The following is a 17,332-nucleotide window of genomic DNA, read 5'->3' as shown; positions in this document are numbered from 1 at the left end:
TAGAATAGCAATATCCTATTAACCTTGAGGTTAAGCAGCTAACTTAAATAACTTATGAATGACTTCAACCTCATTTTGGGCATAGTTCACCCTTTGGTGAAGTTTCTCTTTTTTTATCATATGCATAGCTTCGATGCCCCTCAAAATCAAGGTAGCTGTACGAAATGAGTTCAATCCTAACATGGATCGAACTCTCTTCTTTATAAAACGGTGATCCTGTTCCATCGGAACAATTTCCCATGGTATGTTGGTAATATAAACGTTGATTTCTGTTAATCGTTTACTTTTTTCAGAGTATGTAACCCCTTTTTTCTTTTCAACATAAGTTTGCTGTTTTCTACGTTTATGAATTTGAGTTGATGTGAGTCTGTATATTACAACCCGCGAGGGTAATTTTTGTTGTCCAATATAGGCATTTCGAATTTCATAAGTATCTCCTGGTTTTATCTGATGCATAATATCTTCAAGGTTAAGTAAAACATATAAAGATTGCTTTTTTACTGTTCCATCCCGAAAGAATTCTGGAGATTCATTCTTCACATATACTCTATTATTTAGCTTCAACCGCGAAACATAGAATACACCTCGTTGATCCATCTGGTCTAAATTTTTTAGAGAAAAGTATCCTAAATCTCGAATACATAAATCTCCTGGTCGTAAGGTATCTAAACACCCTGTACCAAAGGTTTTATCATTATTTTTACCTGGTTCCATTTGAAAATTGAGGAATTTTCCACTATGTAAATCATACTCTAGCTGAATCTTAATACCAGCTGTTTGTGCACATCCTCCTGAACCAGGATAAATAGGGGCCAAATGATTGGGAACCTGAAAAATAGTAGCATCTAAAATACGTATACGTTGAAAATAAGAAGTGTATTGATTTGAAATTTGAGATGAATCGTTTAGTTGGCTTTTGACTAAAAGAGAAAATACACGCTGTAGAAATAAAACAGCGCATCGATTAAAACGTTGATTAAGTCCTTCTGGACTCATCAGTGTAGCTGTATTTGCATAAAGTTGACTACATAATCGGGTGAGAGAATCGCTTGCTACATGTTGACTAATCCAGATACATAAAGCAGCCAAATCTCGTGCGCCATACTTACTTTTACGTTTTACAAAACCTGTCTCTTGTGCAAATTGTTGAAGAATATGTGGAGATAGATATCGCTGTAGTTCTTCAACAAACAAATGAAACTCATCTTGAATCGAAAAGCGCATAAAAAACGCCATCCTTTCCTATAATTCTATAAAAAGGATAACGTCTTTTTTGCTTTATGGATAGTGCAAAACCTTAGCTTGATAGCGATGTGGCGATACCCCTCATATGAAAATGATATTTTCATATGTTTAGAGTATTGTTTTCTACATGAAGTAGCATCAAAAATATAAATTTACTGCACTAGATCTGGATAAAAGAGTAGTGTTACAAAACTATAATTTGTAAATTGCATTTAATTACGTGGTCGGAGAGTACGTTCAACAATTCCTAGTGTAAAACGACGAGAGAAAAATCTTGAGACTTGGGCCACTAAATAATTTTGGCAACCAGATATAATATGGCTACGCCCTTTCTCAAGTGCTCGTAGAGCGTTATTTACAACAGTGTTTGGGGGTTGTCTAGAGCCAACGGAGGCTTCGCTCGAGCCAACAACATCAAAAAATGAGGTTTCTGTTGCACCTGGACAGAGCGCAAGGACTTTAAGCCCCCGTTTACGGTTTTCAGCCCAAAGCGCTTCACTAAAGGAGAGCACGAACGCTTTGGTTGCTCCATAAACAGCCATATAAGGATCGGGCTGAAAGGCGGCAGTGGAAGAAACATTAATTATCCCACCATCCCGATTACGTAATAAATCAGGCATGAATGCATGTGTGATATCCACTAAAGCAGCGACATTAAGCATCACTTCCTCATGCTGCCGTTTTCCTGAGACTTGCTCAAAGTACCCATAGGTAGCAAAGCCTGCATTGTTAATTAAAAGATCAACCTTCAAATGATGATTTTGAACCTCATGGAGTAAAGCTTGTGACGCACCTGGTACGGAAAGATCCAGTGCAATTACTATTACCTTAACTTTGTGTGTAACTGAAAGCTCTGTAGCTAACGTCTTCAATTTCGCTTCATTACGTGCAACCAAAATGAGATTGCATTTTTTTGCTGCTAGTGAATAGGCAAACGCTTCACCAATACCAGATGATGCACCTGTGATGAGAGCCGTTTTGTTTGAATAAGTAAACATAATAATTAACCTCCTCAGAAACGATATTTTATTTTGGTAACACTGTTACCGATAAGCAATAATCAACTGAAGTCACTTGTTACAAGGACTTCAGTATGCTCAATATTCTATGATTGAAATGAGGATGTCTTAAATGAAGAAAGCGTCTTGTTTAATGTGAATTCATAGACCTCTTGAGCCATGCTTAAATTAGAAAAATGACCAGCAAACTGAAGATGTATGACTCCATGTAAAGCAGACCAAAGCATTCTGACAACCAGTAGCGGATCATTATCTTCAAATTCGCCTTGTTCAATAGCACGTATTACGGTTTGCTGGATTCGGGCTAATGCAGTAATCGTGCCTTCAAGACTTTGTTCATCCGGCTTAAAATCAGATAACTTCCCGCCAAACATCATTTTGTAATAACCAGAATGATGTTGTGCAAATTGCCAATAAGCCCAACTTATAGCAACCAAATCATCAAGGACTTTTTCTGTGACCGGTACTTGTTGAAAAGTTTCAGCTAATAGCCGACATCCATCCATGTACATTTCATTAACAAGACCATCTTTATTACCAAAAAGACTGTAAATAATTTTTGTTGAACAACTTAATTTCTGAGCAACTCGTCGTACTGTTACTGACTCAGGGCCTTCCTCTAAAAGAAGGAGACATGCGGCATCAATGACATTTTTACGAAGCAATTGTTGTTGCTCAAGCTTCACTTCTGAATAGCTTTTATAGGAATGCGATAACTTAGACATAATTCAATGCACTTCCTTAAAAAATTTTAAAAAATAAATCTTACATGCAATTACAGAAACAACGTTTCCTATTGGAATCATTGTATCGAAGTGATAAATCTTTGTCAATTATTAAAATTTAAACTAATACAAAGCTATATACAGCGAGCACCCCTACTAAAATCAACTGAATCCATAATAACTGCTTCCAAAACAGTAATAAGTAATAGGGGTACGGCAACGATTCGTTCTTTTTCGGGCCACTTGTAAAAAACTTTAAAATGTATGATAGAACATTGACTTTAAGGTAATTAGATATGAAGTCTCCAAGAATGTTTTCTTTAAATATGTTCCGTAAACTTATTTCCCAACAATATTTACAGGTGTTCTGTAAACTAATCTTGTTAGATTTATTTCGAAAAGTTAACAGAACTGGAATTCTGTTAACTTAAAGTGGTGAGTGGCCCCTAAAAGTAGTAATCGTTGCCGTGCCCCAATCTGCCAACGAAGTGAATACAATGAATGCACGTAGTTCGTCGGTACTTCTTCTAGCGACGTGTTCGTGATATATACATTCATGCCCATTAAACGTTTACTTTTATCCTTCATGACAATGCCTTTCTTCTTTTCACGTATCGCTTGGTTTTTCAGGCGTGTTTGCGTTTGATCATCGGTTAAACGATGAATAATGACACGTGCTGGAAGCTTCTGATTTTGGCCAATGTATGCCTCGGAGATTTCCATCGTTTCACCAGGGATTAGACCACACATAATTTGTGTCATATCAAGCCGGATGTATTCTGTTTGCTTTTTTAACTTGCCATTGTTGAAGTATTCTGGCTCAGGGTTCTTGATATAAATGCGTGTATTCAACTTCAACCGCGAGATATAGTAAGCCTCTTGATCATGAATGGTTTGTAAGTCTCCTAAATCGAAGTAACCAAGATCACGTAAACACAAATCGCCCGCCTCTACGGTTTCAAGGCAGATGGTACCATATGTTTTATCATTATTTTTTCCTGGCCCAAGCTGCACATTAAGAAATTGACCACTAAGTAAATCATATTCCAATTGGATTTTCACGCCTGCCGTGTTACTACTCCCACCTGAACCTTGATAGTTAGTGGCGAAATGATCAGGCAGTTGAAACACTGTCGCATCTAAAATACGAATACGATTGAAAGTAGAGATCATGTGTGCAGAAAGCGAGTGATTTGAACAGAGTTTTTGTGTAAGAAGAGAAGTAAAGACTTCTCGAAGAAATACAACAGCTGCTGGATTAAAACGTTGATTCAGTCCCTCTGAGCTCATAAGTACCCCAGTCGAAGCTTCTAACTGACTGCACAATTGTGTAAGTGATGTGCTAGCAATTTCTTGACTGAGCCATACGCAAAGGGCAATGAGTTCGTTTGCTTGATACTTACTAGATCGCTGTACAAAACCAACTCGTTTGGCGATATCTTGTAGGACTACTGGAGATAAAAAGTATTGTAGCTCTTGTGCGAAAAGATTCAGTTCATTTGAAATGATAGGATTCATCAAAACGCCATCCTTTCTTATAAACTTCTTACGATAAGCATAGCGTTTTTTCATTTTGAGGGTATAATTTTAACTTTGCTTGATGGGCATGCGTCAGTACCCCTGTTGGTGCGTTAGCTGCACCCCGTTAATTAGTAAATAAAATTATATAATTTTATTTATTAATTATAAACAAAGTGTTATTATTTTATTCTGAATATTAACTCTAATAAGGACTGTTATAAACACAAAAATAATTAAATCTACAAAAGGATAGTCTTAACATCGGGGGGATATTAAGTTGATTTTTGAATTGTTTATCAAGGGAATAATCATTGGCATTAGTATAGCTGCTCCTGTCGGTCCTATTGGAGTTTTATGCATACGACGTACACTTGAGTACGGAAAATTTATTGGTTTTATATCGGGTTTAGGTGCAGCAACAGCTGATGGTCTGTATGGAATGATCGCTGGACTCGGTTTAACATTTGTAACTAATTTTTTAGTTGAACAACAAGGATGGATTCATTTTATTGGTGGTGTGTTTTTATTATATCTAGGACTGAAAATTTTCATTTCAAAACCGTCAAAAACATCAGCTGAAGCCAATGGTAATACTGTTTTTGGAGCATATGCTTCTACCTTTTTTTTAACCATTACAAATCCGGTAACCATTTTATCTTTCTTAGCCATTTTTTCTGGGCTAGGAATTTCTAATCCCAATGATGATACTATGACTGAATTAGCTGTAGTACTAGGAGTGTTTTTAGGTTCCACATTATGGTGGTTAACTCTCAGTAGTGTAACTGGAATATTGAAGAATCGAATAAAAAACTTTCCTTTCAATATTGTAAATCGTGTTTCTGGATTAATTATATTAATGTTTGGTTTATGGTCTATGTATAATTTATCGAAAGGATTTTTTAGTTAAAATAAAGTAGATAAATAGTTACCTTAAAAAAGTTATACCTTGGTACTTTAAAGAATCTTATAATCATTGAACATTTAATAAATAAGGGTATTACTACCTATTAATATATTTAACTACTAACAAAGGAGGTAAATTAGATACGGTAATGAAAAAAGAAACAAACTTAAGTTCATCGTTGAAACAGAATACACAAAATAGAAATTTAGTTTCAACTATTACACAATTCCCCAGTACTTACGTGATGTTTATTTTTGGTGTATTGATTTCTAGGATCGGTGATTCTATATATACCTTTGCCATTCCTTGAATTGCCTATGAGTTAACCGGTTCAGCAATAATTATGAGTTCACTTTTTGCTATCGGAGTGTTACCTATTGTTTTGTTTGGCCCAATAGTAGGTGTAATAGTAGATTGTTTTGATCGAAAGAAATTAATATGAGATTATAAGATAATACGGGGCGTAGAAAAACGCCGGTGACCTTAAGTAAGTGACCGGCGCTTCCATATTAGCGTTTCGGCATTTTGCTCTCATCCATGTACAGCAGGTTCCACCGGTGACCGTCCAGGTCGGCAAATCCTGCGCCGTACATCCAGCCATCAATTTCACTCGGCTTGCCAAAGATGCTTCCTCCGGCAAACTCTACTTTTTGAATAAATGCATCTACTTCTTCTCTACTTTCAGCGCCAATAGAAAATATTACTTCTGCGCTATGGGAAGTATCTGCGATTTTTGAACCTGTAAATTTCTCAAACGCCGCATCCGGGAACAGTAGAATCGTTGTTTTTCCTATTGCAAGCTTGGCTCTCTCGTTACCTACGCTCACCGCATGGAATCCAATCTCATTGAAAAAGGCAGTTGACCTCTCAACATCTTTGACCGGCAGGTTAATCCAAATCTCCTGTGACATAGCTATAGCCTCCTGGAATATATTTTCAACTACTCCTACTATACTCTATTTCTGACAACAGAAGCGAATCTTATAAAAGAAACCTCGTCAAGAAAAGGGGCTTAGCGTTGTAAATCCGTATTTTCCTGACGGGATTCCATATTTAAGAGCTCATATTATAACTGAATTTCTCTTCTTTTTAAGAATATCTATTCCTTTTCTAGCCAAGAAATAGGAACTTCTTTTTCGCCAGCTACTTCAAACTGAATTTCTCCATTTACTTCAAAAACCCGTTCGATAATGGGTATTGTAATCATTTTATTTTCCTTGCTCTTTCTCTTTCGTACTAGTTCTAAGTCGATAATATTCATGATGAAATCCCCTCTGTATTTGTAAGACAGTAAAAAAAGCACCCACATGAGTACTTTTTTAACTTGAATCACCATTTTACTTTTTGAGCTGTTACTCTATGTATATTTTACCATATTTATCTATGACATTTATTGATAACTTTATTTTATTCCAAATAAAGTTTATTTACAATGAAAAACCTGACTTTGTCTACTATGGGTTAACCCTAATCATCCATTGGTTAGTTACTGAAAACACTTCGTTTCAATTGTGTGATTATGGTGTATGATAATAGATAAAAAATTCAATTTTAAATTATATTGGAAATAAAAGTAATCCTATAACCTATTTTTACACAAATCTCGGCTGTACCCCATGCCTATCAAGTTAAGAGTAAAGAACATCCCCAGAACAAAGATTTTGAGCAAATTGCTCAGTTTTCTCATTTTGGGGGTGTTTTCTTTTTTTAGGTTGATGGCTATGTATGGTGACCCCTATGTGAAAAATTGCTTAGCGTACGAAATTCGCGTTTTGTTGGTGCTACCCCATCGCTATCAAGCTAATATTTTGAAGTACCCCCAAAATAAAAATTTCCTTTTTCTACAGTTAGTTATTTGAGAAGTCAGCTTTTTTTCGCTTTTGGGTTGTTTACTTTTCTTAAGTTGATAGGCATGTGACGGTACCCCTATAAGAGTAAAATATTAAATTCAACCATAATAAAGGAGTCTTTCAAAATTCATAAATGAAAATTTTGGAAGACTCCTTTGTATTTATCCAACAAATATTTTTCGTCGATCATAGGCAAAAAGGATCATTGTCACACCTAAGATAGCACAAATCATATACATAAATGAGTATGAGGAAAAATCAGCTATCGGCCCCATAATGACACCACCTAGCGAAACACCTAAATCAGCCATAGCAATAAATAAACCAAGTAACACATTACGATTCATCTGTGGCAAGACAAAGATTAAATAAGTTGTTAACGTTGGATAGAGGAGTGCCTGAGCTATCCCCATTAAAATTGCGCCAACATAGAAAAAGATAGCCCCACCCGTTATAGAAAAGCTTACACATTGCGCTGCTACTGTTAAAATAAGCATAGTCCCCATGATAAAAGATGAATGCCATTTGCCGTCTGAAGGAATTTTTTTTCTTAAAGCAAAACGAGCAAAGACAACGGTACCCGCCTGAAGCATTAGGTAAATTCCGGCATTACCGCTTTTTAATTGCGTAGCGTATAGTGGTATAAAGGTTGTAATAGCCCCAAATACAATTGATGCAACTAACATCAATACGCTACATTTAAATAAAAACGGATTTTTTACTAACTGACTAAATGATTTAAACGTACTTAGTCCCTGCTCGGCGTTATTTGTATCTGGCGGAGCGTCTGCTTTGTCCATCTTGGCACTATAGCCGAACACTCCTGTAAATATGGAAATCGCTACCATCACCACTGTAAAATAATTCATACCCCCTTGCCAAATGCCTAATGCTAGTATGGGGCCAATAATACCTGGTATATATGAGAATAAAGAATAAAGTGAAATACCTTGAGAGCGATCCTTTTCTGGCAGTGCATCAATAATACCTATCTGTAATGCCATTGAAAAAAAAGCTGTCGATACCCCTTGTAACATACGGGCAACTAGAAAGCCCCCTAATCCAGTAAATGTATATAGTGTTAAAGCAAGTCCATTGATAATAAGAATAATGCGTAACACTTTTATCGGCCCATGCTTTTGAATAATATGACCTGCCCATGGTCGAAAGAACATGGTGGTAAACAGATACGCCCCCATGATCAAGCCAATTGTTGTATTGCTGGCTCCTAACGTTTCCCCATGTAAAGGGATAATAACATTTAGTATAGAATTGGCACTAAAATAAAGAAGAACCAACATATACAAACGCAGAAAAGGCCAAGACATAGCTCCACTCAACATTTTCTCCTCCTAAATCGTGTAACAAATTCTGTGGTTTCGTGTATTTCAGTATTAAGAAGTTATTAACGTCTGCAATAACTTTCTAGCATATTCTGACTGAACGTCCTTTAATTGTTCAATTTTAACTATTTCTTCGATTTGACCATTTCTAAAAAAAATGACTCTGTCGCAAATATAAGCAGCAGCTTGTATATCATGAGTTATAAAAACATAACTCATATTGTAGATTTTTTTTAATTCCTTTAATAATTCAAGCACTTGCATTTGAACAGATATATCTAAAGAACTAATTGCCTCATCTAATAAAATACATTTCGGTTCTGTTGAAATGGCTCTTGCTATACACACCCTCTGAACTTCTCCTCCTGATAATTCATGAGGGTATTTCTTTCTATAGGATGGATTTAATCCAACTTGACTTAATAGCCTATCAATCTTGCTTTGAATCTCTTTTTGAACCTTTTTTCGTCCTTTTAATGGCTCCATAATTGCTTCTTCAACAGTAAAAAATGGATTAATTGAGGAGGTATAGTCTTGAAATACAACGCTAATATTACCTGATCTCACTCTTCTATCCTGTATATTCTTTCCCTCAAATAAAACTGCTCCACGATCAGGCTTTTCGATTCCGACTATTAAACGTCCCAATGTTGATTTTCCACTTCCACTTTCTCCGATAATACCGAGACACTCGCCATTCCTGCATTCAAAACTAACATTGTTCAAAACCTTCTGTTTTCCTTTTGAAAACAATCCACCTTTTTTATAGGATTTCTCAACACTATCAACTTTCAGCAATTTTAAGCTCTCCCCATTATTTTCTTAAAATTATTGCTCAACGCCAGTCTCGTCGATACTAAATACTTTGTATATTCATGCTCCGCTTCTGAAAAGATAGTTCGGGTGTTTCCTCTTTCAATAATTTCTCCATCCTTCATTACCAAAACGTCATCAGCAATTTTTTTTACTACACCTAAATCGTGGGAAACAAAGATCATCGAGCTGCCCATTCTTTCACGTAATTTCATGAATTGTTCAACGACCTCAAATTGTGAGATTGTATCCAATGCTGTTGTCGGTTCATCAGCGATAATAATGTCGGGCTCTAATACTAATGCCAATGCAATCATAATCCGCTGCAACATTCCACCCGATAGTTGGTGTGGATACTTATTCATAATCTCTATCGGATTTTTTAGCACGACGCTTTCCATGGCAGTTTTCATTTTTCCTTCTATTTCGTTATTGCTCCAGCCGAAATGTTCAACAAGTGTTTCCCTTAAATGAACACCAATCACACAAGAAGGATCAAATGCCCCCATACCATTCTGCAGAATCATGCAAAGGTTTCTTCCCCTTTTCTTTCTCATTTCTTTTTCAGGAAGATTGTTTAAGTTTTCTCCTTTAAATAGAATATCTCCTGATTGGCGAATCCAAGCTTTATTCAATCTCATAATTGACCTGCAAGTCACGGACTTACCGCTTCCGCTTTCTCCTACAATTGCGAGACAGCCTCCTTGCTTTAAATTGAATGAACTATTATAGATAATTATTTTACCGGTATTAATATCCAATACTTTCAAATTTTTAACTTCTAATATATTCATAAATTTTGCCACCTCTGTTTCTTGTTGCTGCCTCTTTTTCCTGAGACTGATTTTTAGAGGTTATTAATTTAGGATCTAAAGCAACTTGAAGTGCATCAGATAAAAAATTAAATGCAGATACTATGATAATAATGGCTAAACCAGGCGCCAACATTAACTCTGGCCTTGAAAACATGACTTCCCTCGCCTCATTTAACATCATTCCCCATTCAGCATTTGGAGCTTGAATTCCTAAACCCAAGAATGAAAACCCTGATATTTGCAAAATCATCGAACCAATAGAGCTGCTTGAAATGACTGCTATATCAGAAAATGTAACAGGAACAATATGCTTATATATAATCTTTATATTACTAATACCAGACGCCTTGGAAAACTTCACATATTCTAATTCAGCATACTGCATAACAGACGTTCTGATTACTCGAGCAAACCATGCCCATTTCATCCAAATAAACGCAATCAATATATTCTCAAGACCCACCCCTAGAATACCAACAATCGCCAATGTCATAACGTATCCCGGGAAAGAAAGCATAATATCACAAATCCTCATAATAAAGGCATCTACTTTTCCTCTAAAGTAACCCGCTATAAAGCCTGCAATAGCCCCAGTCAAAACAGATATGAACAATGCAGCTAAAACCCATAAAACGCTGGGACGAATTCCATAAATTAATCTGGATAAAATACATCTCCCTAAGTGATCGTTACCTAATGGGTACTCCCATGATGAGGTCGCAAACCGAAGGCTCATATTTATTTTTTCAGGGGCATGTGGTGCAATCAAAGGGGCAAATATACCAACGACAATCGTCACAATAATTACTATTAAAGAAATGGCAGCCAACCTATCTTTACTTAAGTTTCTCAATATTCTCATTTAGAAATCCTTCCTTAACCTAGGATTCATCACAGCATTTATAATGTCAGAAATCGTATTAAACAATACAAACGCCACCGCTAATATAAGAACATAAGCTTGGATGATTGGGAAATCTCTGCTTAGAATTGCTCTAACACTTAGACTCCCTAACCCCGGCCAAGCAAAAACATTCTCTATAACTACTGTACTTCCCAATATAATGGGAATAGCCATACAAAATATCGAAATGGCAACTTGTAACGAATTTCTTAATATATGCATGGTAATTTTCCTCTCTGTTACGCCGCATGCCCTTCCATACAGTACATAGTCTTCATTTAAATTGCTTAACATCGAACTTCTAACGACCCTGAAATAAATGCCTGCATAACTTATCGCAATAACAATAACCGGTAGAATATAACTTTTGTACGAGTCCATTCCGCTTGTTGGCAATAAGTCCAATTTAACAGAAAAATACCAAATCATAAGAGACGCCAGCCAATATGACGGCATTGCAGTCAGAAAAAATGAAAATCCTCTTACCGATTTATCAAGTATTTTTCCTTCTTTCAGCGCACAAATAACACCTAATAATATTGATAAAATAATAATGACAACAGATGAAACTAACGTTAGCTTTAACGTATTCAGAAAAGCTGGACCTATTAATGACCAAACCGGTTTTCCTGTCACGTATGAATTCCCAAAGTCCAACTGTAAGCAGGCAATGACCCATTCGAAATATCTTATTATAAATGGTTTATCCAGCCCCAACTCCTCTTTCGTTTGAACGATTAATTCATCTGTTATTTTTGGAACACCTTGCGCTTGCAAAACCACTTCGGCCGGATCTAGGGGAGAAAGATTAATTAAAACAAACGTTAAAAACGAAATGATCAAGAGTAAAGGGATTGATATTAAATGCCTTTTAATGATGTAGCCTCCCATAGAAAATCTCCTTTTAATAGAAAATATTATTTGAAACTTGCATATATATTAATCTATTAAGCGACAAGCACTTCTGAACATTATAATGATCGTCTGCTTAGAAATACGAAGGGCCGATTGCATGTGTACAATAAAATTAAGATTCTTACATTAGCTTAAACTTAAAAAATTTACACTTTCTCATAAATAAAAGGGGCCCCCCTTTATTTATATTTCTATTCAAACTTCATTCGCTCAAATGGCAACTCGAATTGTGTTTGCTTAAATGAGATGCCTTTTAAATTTTTAGGAGAAACTATAGTGACACTGCCATTTGTAATGGGAATAAAGACTGCTTCATTATGAACAATTGTCAAAATTTCAGCGTATAACGATTTTCGTGTTTCCTCATCAGTGGACATCATAACTTCTTCAATTTTCTTATAGAGTTTATCTGCTTTCGCAATGCCACTAGTAGTATGTAAATAGGCAGACCCAGAAGTAAAAGCAGCAATTGTACTTTGTGGATCATACGCTAATCCCCATGTTTGATTGAATAATAAATCATAGTCACCAGTCGATCTTCTATTAGCGATTGAAGTTGACTCTTCGCCGATAATTTCCAGCTGAATACCTACTTTTTTCAATGAACTTTGGATAAATTCAGCCTCTGTTTTTTGGGAAGAAGAATTGCTATCATAATAAAGTTTCATTGCTAATTTTTTGCCTTCCTTTGTTCTAACGGCAGCACCATTTTCCGATTTCCAGCCTGCTTTTTCTAAAATCTCTTTCGCTTTTTCTAAATCATAGCCTCGTTTCTTCAAATCGACATCTGCATAAGGGACGTTAGGTGAAAACAGTGTATTGGCTGCCGCTTCAGTACCATTTAAAATATCTTTACTTATTGTTTCTCTATCAATAGAGTACCAAATGGCTTCACGAACAGCCGTTTCACTCACAGGATTATAAGATTTGCTGCTATTGGCTACAATCATTTTTGTATTCATTGCTTCACTTCTAACAAGTTGATAATCACCTGAATCAACTAATTGATTCATTGCTTCGACATCAATACTGTCCGCACCTCGATCATCTGTGAAAATAAAGTTAACCTCTCCTTTTTGTAATGCTAAAAATGTCGTTTCACCTGCTGGAAGGACTTTAGTAGTAATCTTTTTAATTTTAGGTGAGCCACCCCAGTAGTTTTCATTCGCTTCAAAAGTTGCATACTCATCAACTTTATGTTTAGTGAGAATATATGGTCCTGTACCATGATAACCATTTACACCATCTTTTGTGCCCCCGTTAACAAAGTCTTTGGGTGATATGAATACATAAGGTCTAGTCATCGACAATTCAACCAAAGTTGGATAGTATGCTTCTGATAGTACTAATTCAACTGTATACTCATCTGCTACATTGCAACTTACTATTTTTGTTGATAGCTTACTCCAGGAATGCTTTGCTGCATTCTTTTGTACAGCATCAATATTTTGCTTCACTGCTTCTGCGTTAAATGGTTCCCCGTCGTGAAATTTCACATCTTTTCTTAAATGAAATGTGTATACTTTTCCATCTTTTGAAATCTCCCATGATTCGGCCAGTAAAGGCTTGATTCCGTCTTCCGTATTCTCAACCAACGATTCATATATCATCCCTTGAGCCGGCATGGAACCTGTGTACAAATGAGGATTCATATCATTAATATCTTTGGCTGATGCATATACTAATTCTGTTTCTTTGTCCGATACCTTGGCATTTTCCTTTTTCTCATTATCAGAGTTTCCTGTAACTGCTGAGCAGCCAACTAGAATAGATAAGATCAAAAAAACTATAGCCGCTAACTTAAATCTTTTATTAAACACTCTATCCTCTCCTTTTCATCTTACTTAATTGAATGCAACTCTTTTTGACTTGGCAGATATGGATCTAATGTTTCATATATTAATAAATTTACTCTAAAACCGTAATGATTACGATTTAAATGGTATAAATATGATATTCTATTTTATGACAGGTCCTATTCTGCCGTCTTTGACTCTATACTTTTTCCTATTTCACTGCATATCATTTTCAAATCTTCATCAAAACTTTGAACTACAAATGCATTGGATAATAATTCGCCTTTATGAGATCGAGCAACTTGTTCAATTTTACTTTCATATGTTTTAATGAACTTATCTATTGTTGGGCAATTCACATTTAAATACTTTGCAATTCCTTGTATTATTTTTATACGATAATAGTCTTCATTAGGCATTCTCGGGATATCCAAATACCCTTCCTTGTTGACGAACATCTTCCTAAATGGAACAGCAGAAAAATCAAAATATTCCCCCTCCTTACCCGGCTCTGAAAAAGGATCGATCAATAGTGAGGTATAACGTATATACAATAAATATTCTTGATGGATAGTCTCTAAATGATTGAAATTTTCTATATCACGACGTGATAAACTTTCCAATCTCACCGGATAATTATCATCTGTCATAAATTTAAGTAAATTTATACTTTGCATATTCATTTTCCTTATAATATTCATAATTTCTTTCCATTGAGCCAGCATGTCACGAATTAAATATTGCGTAATAGGCCCCTCAGGGTAAATTTTGTATACATATTTTTTGACATCTACTTCTCTAAATATCGCACTTAATGAAAAATCATTCATAAACAATGGTGGGTGTACATATAAAGAAATATTTCTTGTCTCCGCCTCAATTGGAGACTTCATAATTTCTAGAGCAATACCTAATTGTCCATATTCCTTACATAGTCTATTGACATTTTTAGATGGATAGTGTGTGGAGCCTATATAAACCCTTTTCTTTACCGCTGTTGTTAAAACATTATTAGGTAGTCTGTCGTTCATCCATCGTGTATCTCCAAAATATGTAGAAAAACTAATAATTTCCACATCCGGATTAAGAGAATCCATATAGTTACCTATTAAGCTATTGGAACCGAAAGTTGGAGAGATTAAAACAATACATTTCACTTGTTTTAAAAGTTCACCATTTATTTGCTTTAATACTTCAATATAGGCATCTGTTGTTACAGAAAAAATAATGGTATCCCAGTCACCCTTAATTGTTCCATATCCTTTAAAAACTTGATCAACGAAGCACTCACCTTCCATATTTCGATGCTTTTCATTTTGAACGCTCACACGAATAAGATGATTGCTTTGCTTAAGCGCTGCAAAGACTTTTTCTGAACGAACAGATTCTCTTCCAGAAATTCCTACATAGCAATTCAATTGTTTTTTAAAATTTAAAGCAAGTTGGATTGATGTAGGACCAGTTCCTAATAGCAAGACTCGCTTAAAATCACTCATAAAAGCCTCCCTTTCTTACAAACAAGTAACTTATGCTTTTTTATACAATGCAATATCAAACACATGATCTGGACGTAATATGTTTTCAAGCATCTTCCATTTTTGTCCATCTATCTCCCTCATCGGGTAATTAAATAAGGACTTCAACTGATCACCATATCTCATAGCAACAACTACATTTTCATTCGTCAATGTATGTAATTGATCCAATATGTCATATTTACTTTCAACAGTTGAACTAAAAATGATATGGGTCACATCTTTTGTAAAATCAAGATTTTCCACTAATATTTTTTCTACTCTAATATTTAATCCATTTCCTAATTTCTCTACTACATTTCGTCCAAGTTGGATAGCCTCATCATCAATATCTATGCCAACAACCTCTGCTCCTGTTCGCTTAGCAATTAGCAATAGTGTCATTGGGAATGAACCTGAGCCAACTAATAATACCTTTGATTCAGAAGTAATTTGAAAACTGCCAAATTCTTTTTCAATACACGATTCTATATTTTTGAAGTAATCGGTCATTTTTGCATTTCCACTCAGCAACTTCAATGCATGGTATTTCTCCATAATAGCAACACAAAGTGCCGATTTTTTTCTTAAATCCGCCACAAGTTGATTCAAATCACTGGATTCTTGCAGTTGTTTCCAAGCTACTTTATTCCTCTCGTTTGTGATGAATTTTGAATAGTCATCTATTAAACTCTCTAACTCTGAACAATTATTAATTGTATGATCATATCTTCCCGCTAAATCATCAAATTTTTCTAAAAACTCGCTTAAAGATTCTTGAAATGTTTTTAACGCATTCATTCATTCAACCCCCAATACAAAGTTATAACTAAACATCTATAAAAGCTTTGCCTTGTGCTACTATTCCGACGGATCCTTCAATCTTAAGACTTGTCAATTCTTCTTCATGACAATTAGCAACTACATTAATAGTGCCGCCGGGCTGCCTTATCCTTGCAACAATCTCCCCTTTATTCTTCCAAGCTAGATAGGCTCCTAAGGAGGCTGTACCTGAACCACACCCCCTTTCCCATATCATGCTGTCTAGATGTGGGACATAAATGAGGGGCGCCAATTCATCAGATTCCGATTTATACAATAAAATGCCGATCAGGTTGGCACCTAAAACTACTCCAAGCAACTTTGCCAATGATTGTGCCTTTTGCCTCACTGTCCTGCCAAATTCCTCTACTTCTATCACAATATGTATGAACTCATGATATCTCACTATAATAATATCCAAATCGTCACCCTCATACTGTATTGTTCTCTGTTCTACCTGTTTGGGAATAGGCATAGTAACTTGACAATAATATTCATCTAAATTTCTTCTTACTTGGCATCTTATTAATTTGTCCGTACCTGAAGCTTCTAATAATATTTCCGCTAAATCATTATGCTTTAGCCCTTTTTCAGATGCAATATAAGCTGCCAATGCCATACAAGCATTGCCGCAAAACTCTCCTCCAGCCATCTGTAGATGTGCAGCAGCTTCATTATTTATCGGTTTTTCTATAAAACCTACTTGTTCAGCATACACGTTGTCATATGACATAATTTTTGAAGCAACGTGCTTATACTTCTCAACTAGATAATTAGTTTTAACAAGAATTGTCATATTTTGTGTTGGATTGAATTTTATAAAATCTATTTCCTGTTTCATCACAACTACCCTTTACATCTATATTTTTTATTTGCTTCATGAGTATTATTCTCTTAAAACGTAATGATTACGATTTACTCAAGTATAGCATGATGTTTGATAGTGTCAAGGAAAAAAATGGATCTTATAATAATATATTGTTTTGTAGAAAACGAAAGAATTCTAGTATTGTAGTAGGGGTCACCATACAGGTTCTGGTGCAAAAAATCTAAGAAGCTTGGACATACTGATATTACTGATATTATCAATCCATAAAGGATGTGTATCCGTATGAAAAAGCCAACAGAATTTAAGTGGAAACATTG

15 protein-coding genes and 2 pseudogenes are annotated in these 17,332 nt (G+C 35.4%); 2 read left to right on the top strand and 15 right to left on the bottom strand.

Annotated features, from left to right (window positions below):
• Positions 1-30: 30 nt before the first annotated feature.
• From ACFQZ1_RS14730 to ACFQZ1_RS14715, 4 genes and pseudogenes are all read right to left on the bottom strand, one after another.
• Entirely contained in the window at positions 31-1,224 is a 1,194-nt protein-coding gene (locus ACFQZ1_RS14730; RefSeq protein ID WP_377882928.1) for an IS4 family transposase, read from the bottom strand.
• A 233-nt stretch (positions 1,225-1,457) separates the two neighbouring features.
• Positions 1,458-2,243: an SDR family NAD(P)-dependent oxidoreductase gene (locus ACFQZ1_RS14725; protein WP_377882927.1), complete on the bottom strand. Its 786-nt coding sequence runs from the start codon at positions 2,241-2,243 to the stop codon at positions 1,458-1,460.
• A 107-nt stretch (positions 2,244-2,350) separates the two neighbouring features.
• Complete coding sequence (locus tag ACFQZ1_RS14720) at positions 2,351-2,989, bottom strand: TetR/AcrR family transcriptional regulator (protein ID WP_377882926.1); 639 nt, start codon at positions 2,987-2,989, stop codon at positions 2,351-2,353.
• A 474-nt stretch (positions 2,990-3,463) separates the two neighbouring features.
• Positions 3,464-4,507, bottom strand: a pseudogene (locus ACFQZ1_RS14715) (IS4 family transposase); the annotation flags it as partial.
• A gap of 280 nt (positions 4,508-4,787) precedes the next feature.
• Between ACFQZ1_RS14715 and ACFQZ1_RS14710 the strand changes: the two are divergent.
• Positions 4,788-5,417 carry a LysE family translocator gene (locus tag ACFQZ1_RS14710; protein ID WP_377882925.1) on the top strand — a complete coding sequence of 210 codons (630 nt, stop codon included), beginning with the start codon at positions 4,788-4,790 and terminating at the stop codon, positions 5,415-5,417.
• 241 nt (positions 5,418-5,658) lie between these two features.
• Positions 5,659-5,853: pseudogene (locus ACFQZ1_RS14705) on the top strand (MFS transporter); the annotation flags it as partial.
• Positions 5,854-5,923: 70 nt separating this feature from the next.
• Here the strand turns inward: ACFQZ1_RS14705 and ACFQZ1_RS14700 are convergent.
• The 11 genes from ACFQZ1_RS14700 to ACFQZ1_RS14650 all read right to left on the bottom strand — a co-directional run bounded on the left by ACFQZ1_RS14700 (position 5,924) and on the right by ACFQZ1_RS14650 (position 17,027).
• Positions 5,924-6,325 (bottom strand): VOC family protein, encoded by a 402-nt coding sequence (locus ACFQZ1_RS14700; protein WP_377882924.1) that lies wholly within the window; start codon positions 6,323-6,325, stop codon positions 5,924-5,926.
• Positions 6,326-6,513: 188 nt separating this feature from the next.
• A complete protein-coding gene (locus tag ACFQZ1_RS14695) occupies positions 6,514-6,675 on the bottom strand; it encodes a hypothetical protein (RefSeq protein WP_377882114.1) in 162 nt (53 codons plus the stop codon).
• A gap of 750 nt (positions 6,676-7,425) precedes the next feature.
• Positions 7,426-8,604: a staphylopine family metallophore export MFS transporter CntE gene (gene cntE, locus ACFQZ1_RS14690; protein ID WP_377882923.1), complete on the bottom strand. Its 1,179-nt coding sequence runs from the start codon at positions 8,602-8,604 to the stop codon at positions 7,426-7,428.
• A gap of 54 nt (positions 8,605-8,658) precedes the next feature.
• Positions 8,659-9,405: an ABC transporter ATP-binding protein gene (locus ACFQZ1_RS14685; RefSeq protein WP_377882922.1), complete on the bottom strand. Its 747-nt coding sequence runs from the start codon at positions 9,403-9,405 to the stop codon at positions 8,659-8,661.
• Between the two features lie 2 nt (positions 9,406-9,407).
• Positions 9,408-10,214: a staphylopine uptake ABC transporter ATP-binding protein CntD gene (gene cntD / locus ACFQZ1_RS14680; RefSeq protein ID WP_377882921.1), complete on the bottom strand. Its 807-nt coding sequence runs from the start codon at positions 10,212-10,214 to the stop codon at positions 9,408-9,410.
• The gene (cntC, locus tag ACFQZ1_RS14675; RefSeq protein ID WP_377882920.1) at positions 10,195-11,097 is read right to left on the bottom strand and encodes a staphylopine uptake ABC transporter permease subunit CntC; all 903 of its coding nucleotides are present in this window, start codon (positions 11,095-11,097) and stop codon (positions 10,195-10,197) included. The genes cntD and cntC overlap by 20 nt, the downstream gene beginning before the upstream one ends.
• On the bottom strand, positions 11,098-12,030 hold the full coding sequence (opp1B, locus tag ACFQZ1_RS14670; RefSeq protein WP_377882919.1) for a nickel/cobalt ABC transporter permease: 933 nt from the start codon (positions 12,028-12,030) through the stop codon (positions 11,098-11,100). It abuts the gene before it with no gap.
• Between the two features lie 215 nt (positions 12,031-12,245).
• A complete protein-coding gene (cntA, locus tag ACFQZ1_RS14665) occupies positions 12,246-13,874 on the bottom strand; it encodes a staphylopine-dependent metal ABC transporter substrate-binding lipoprotein (protein WP_377882917.1) in 1,629 nt (542 codons plus the stop codon).
• A gap of 155 nt (positions 13,875-14,029) precedes the next feature.
• Complete coding sequence (locus tag ACFQZ1_RS14660) at positions 14,030-15,346, bottom strand: opine metallophore biosynthesis dehydrogenase (protein WP_377882916.1); 1,317 nt, start codon at positions 15,344-15,346, stop codon at positions 14,030-14,032.
• Between the two features lie 30 nt (positions 15,347-15,376).
• Positions 15,377-16,165: a nicotianamine synthase family protein gene (locus tag ACFQZ1_RS14655; protein WP_377882915.1), complete on the bottom strand. Its 789-nt coding sequence runs from the start codon at positions 16,163-16,165 to the stop codon at positions 15,377-15,379.
• A gap of 28 nt (positions 16,166-16,193) precedes the next feature.
• Positions 16,194-17,027, bottom strand: coding sequence for a histidine racemase CntK family protein (locus ACFQZ1_RS14650; RefSeq protein ID WP_377882914.1), 834 nt, complete (start codon positions 17,025-17,027; stop codon positions 16,194-16,196).
• Between the last annotated feature and the right edge of the window lie 305 nt (positions 17,028-17,332).

The organism is Bacillus sp. CGMCC 1.60114, assembly GCF_042676365.1.
Classification (GTDB): Bacteria; Bacillota; Bacilli; order Bacillales; family Bacillaceae_G; genus Bacillus_A; species Bacillus_A rhizoplanae_A.
Note: the sequence above shows the minus strand (reverse complement) of the source record. Positions and strands in the feature narration are given on the sequence as shown.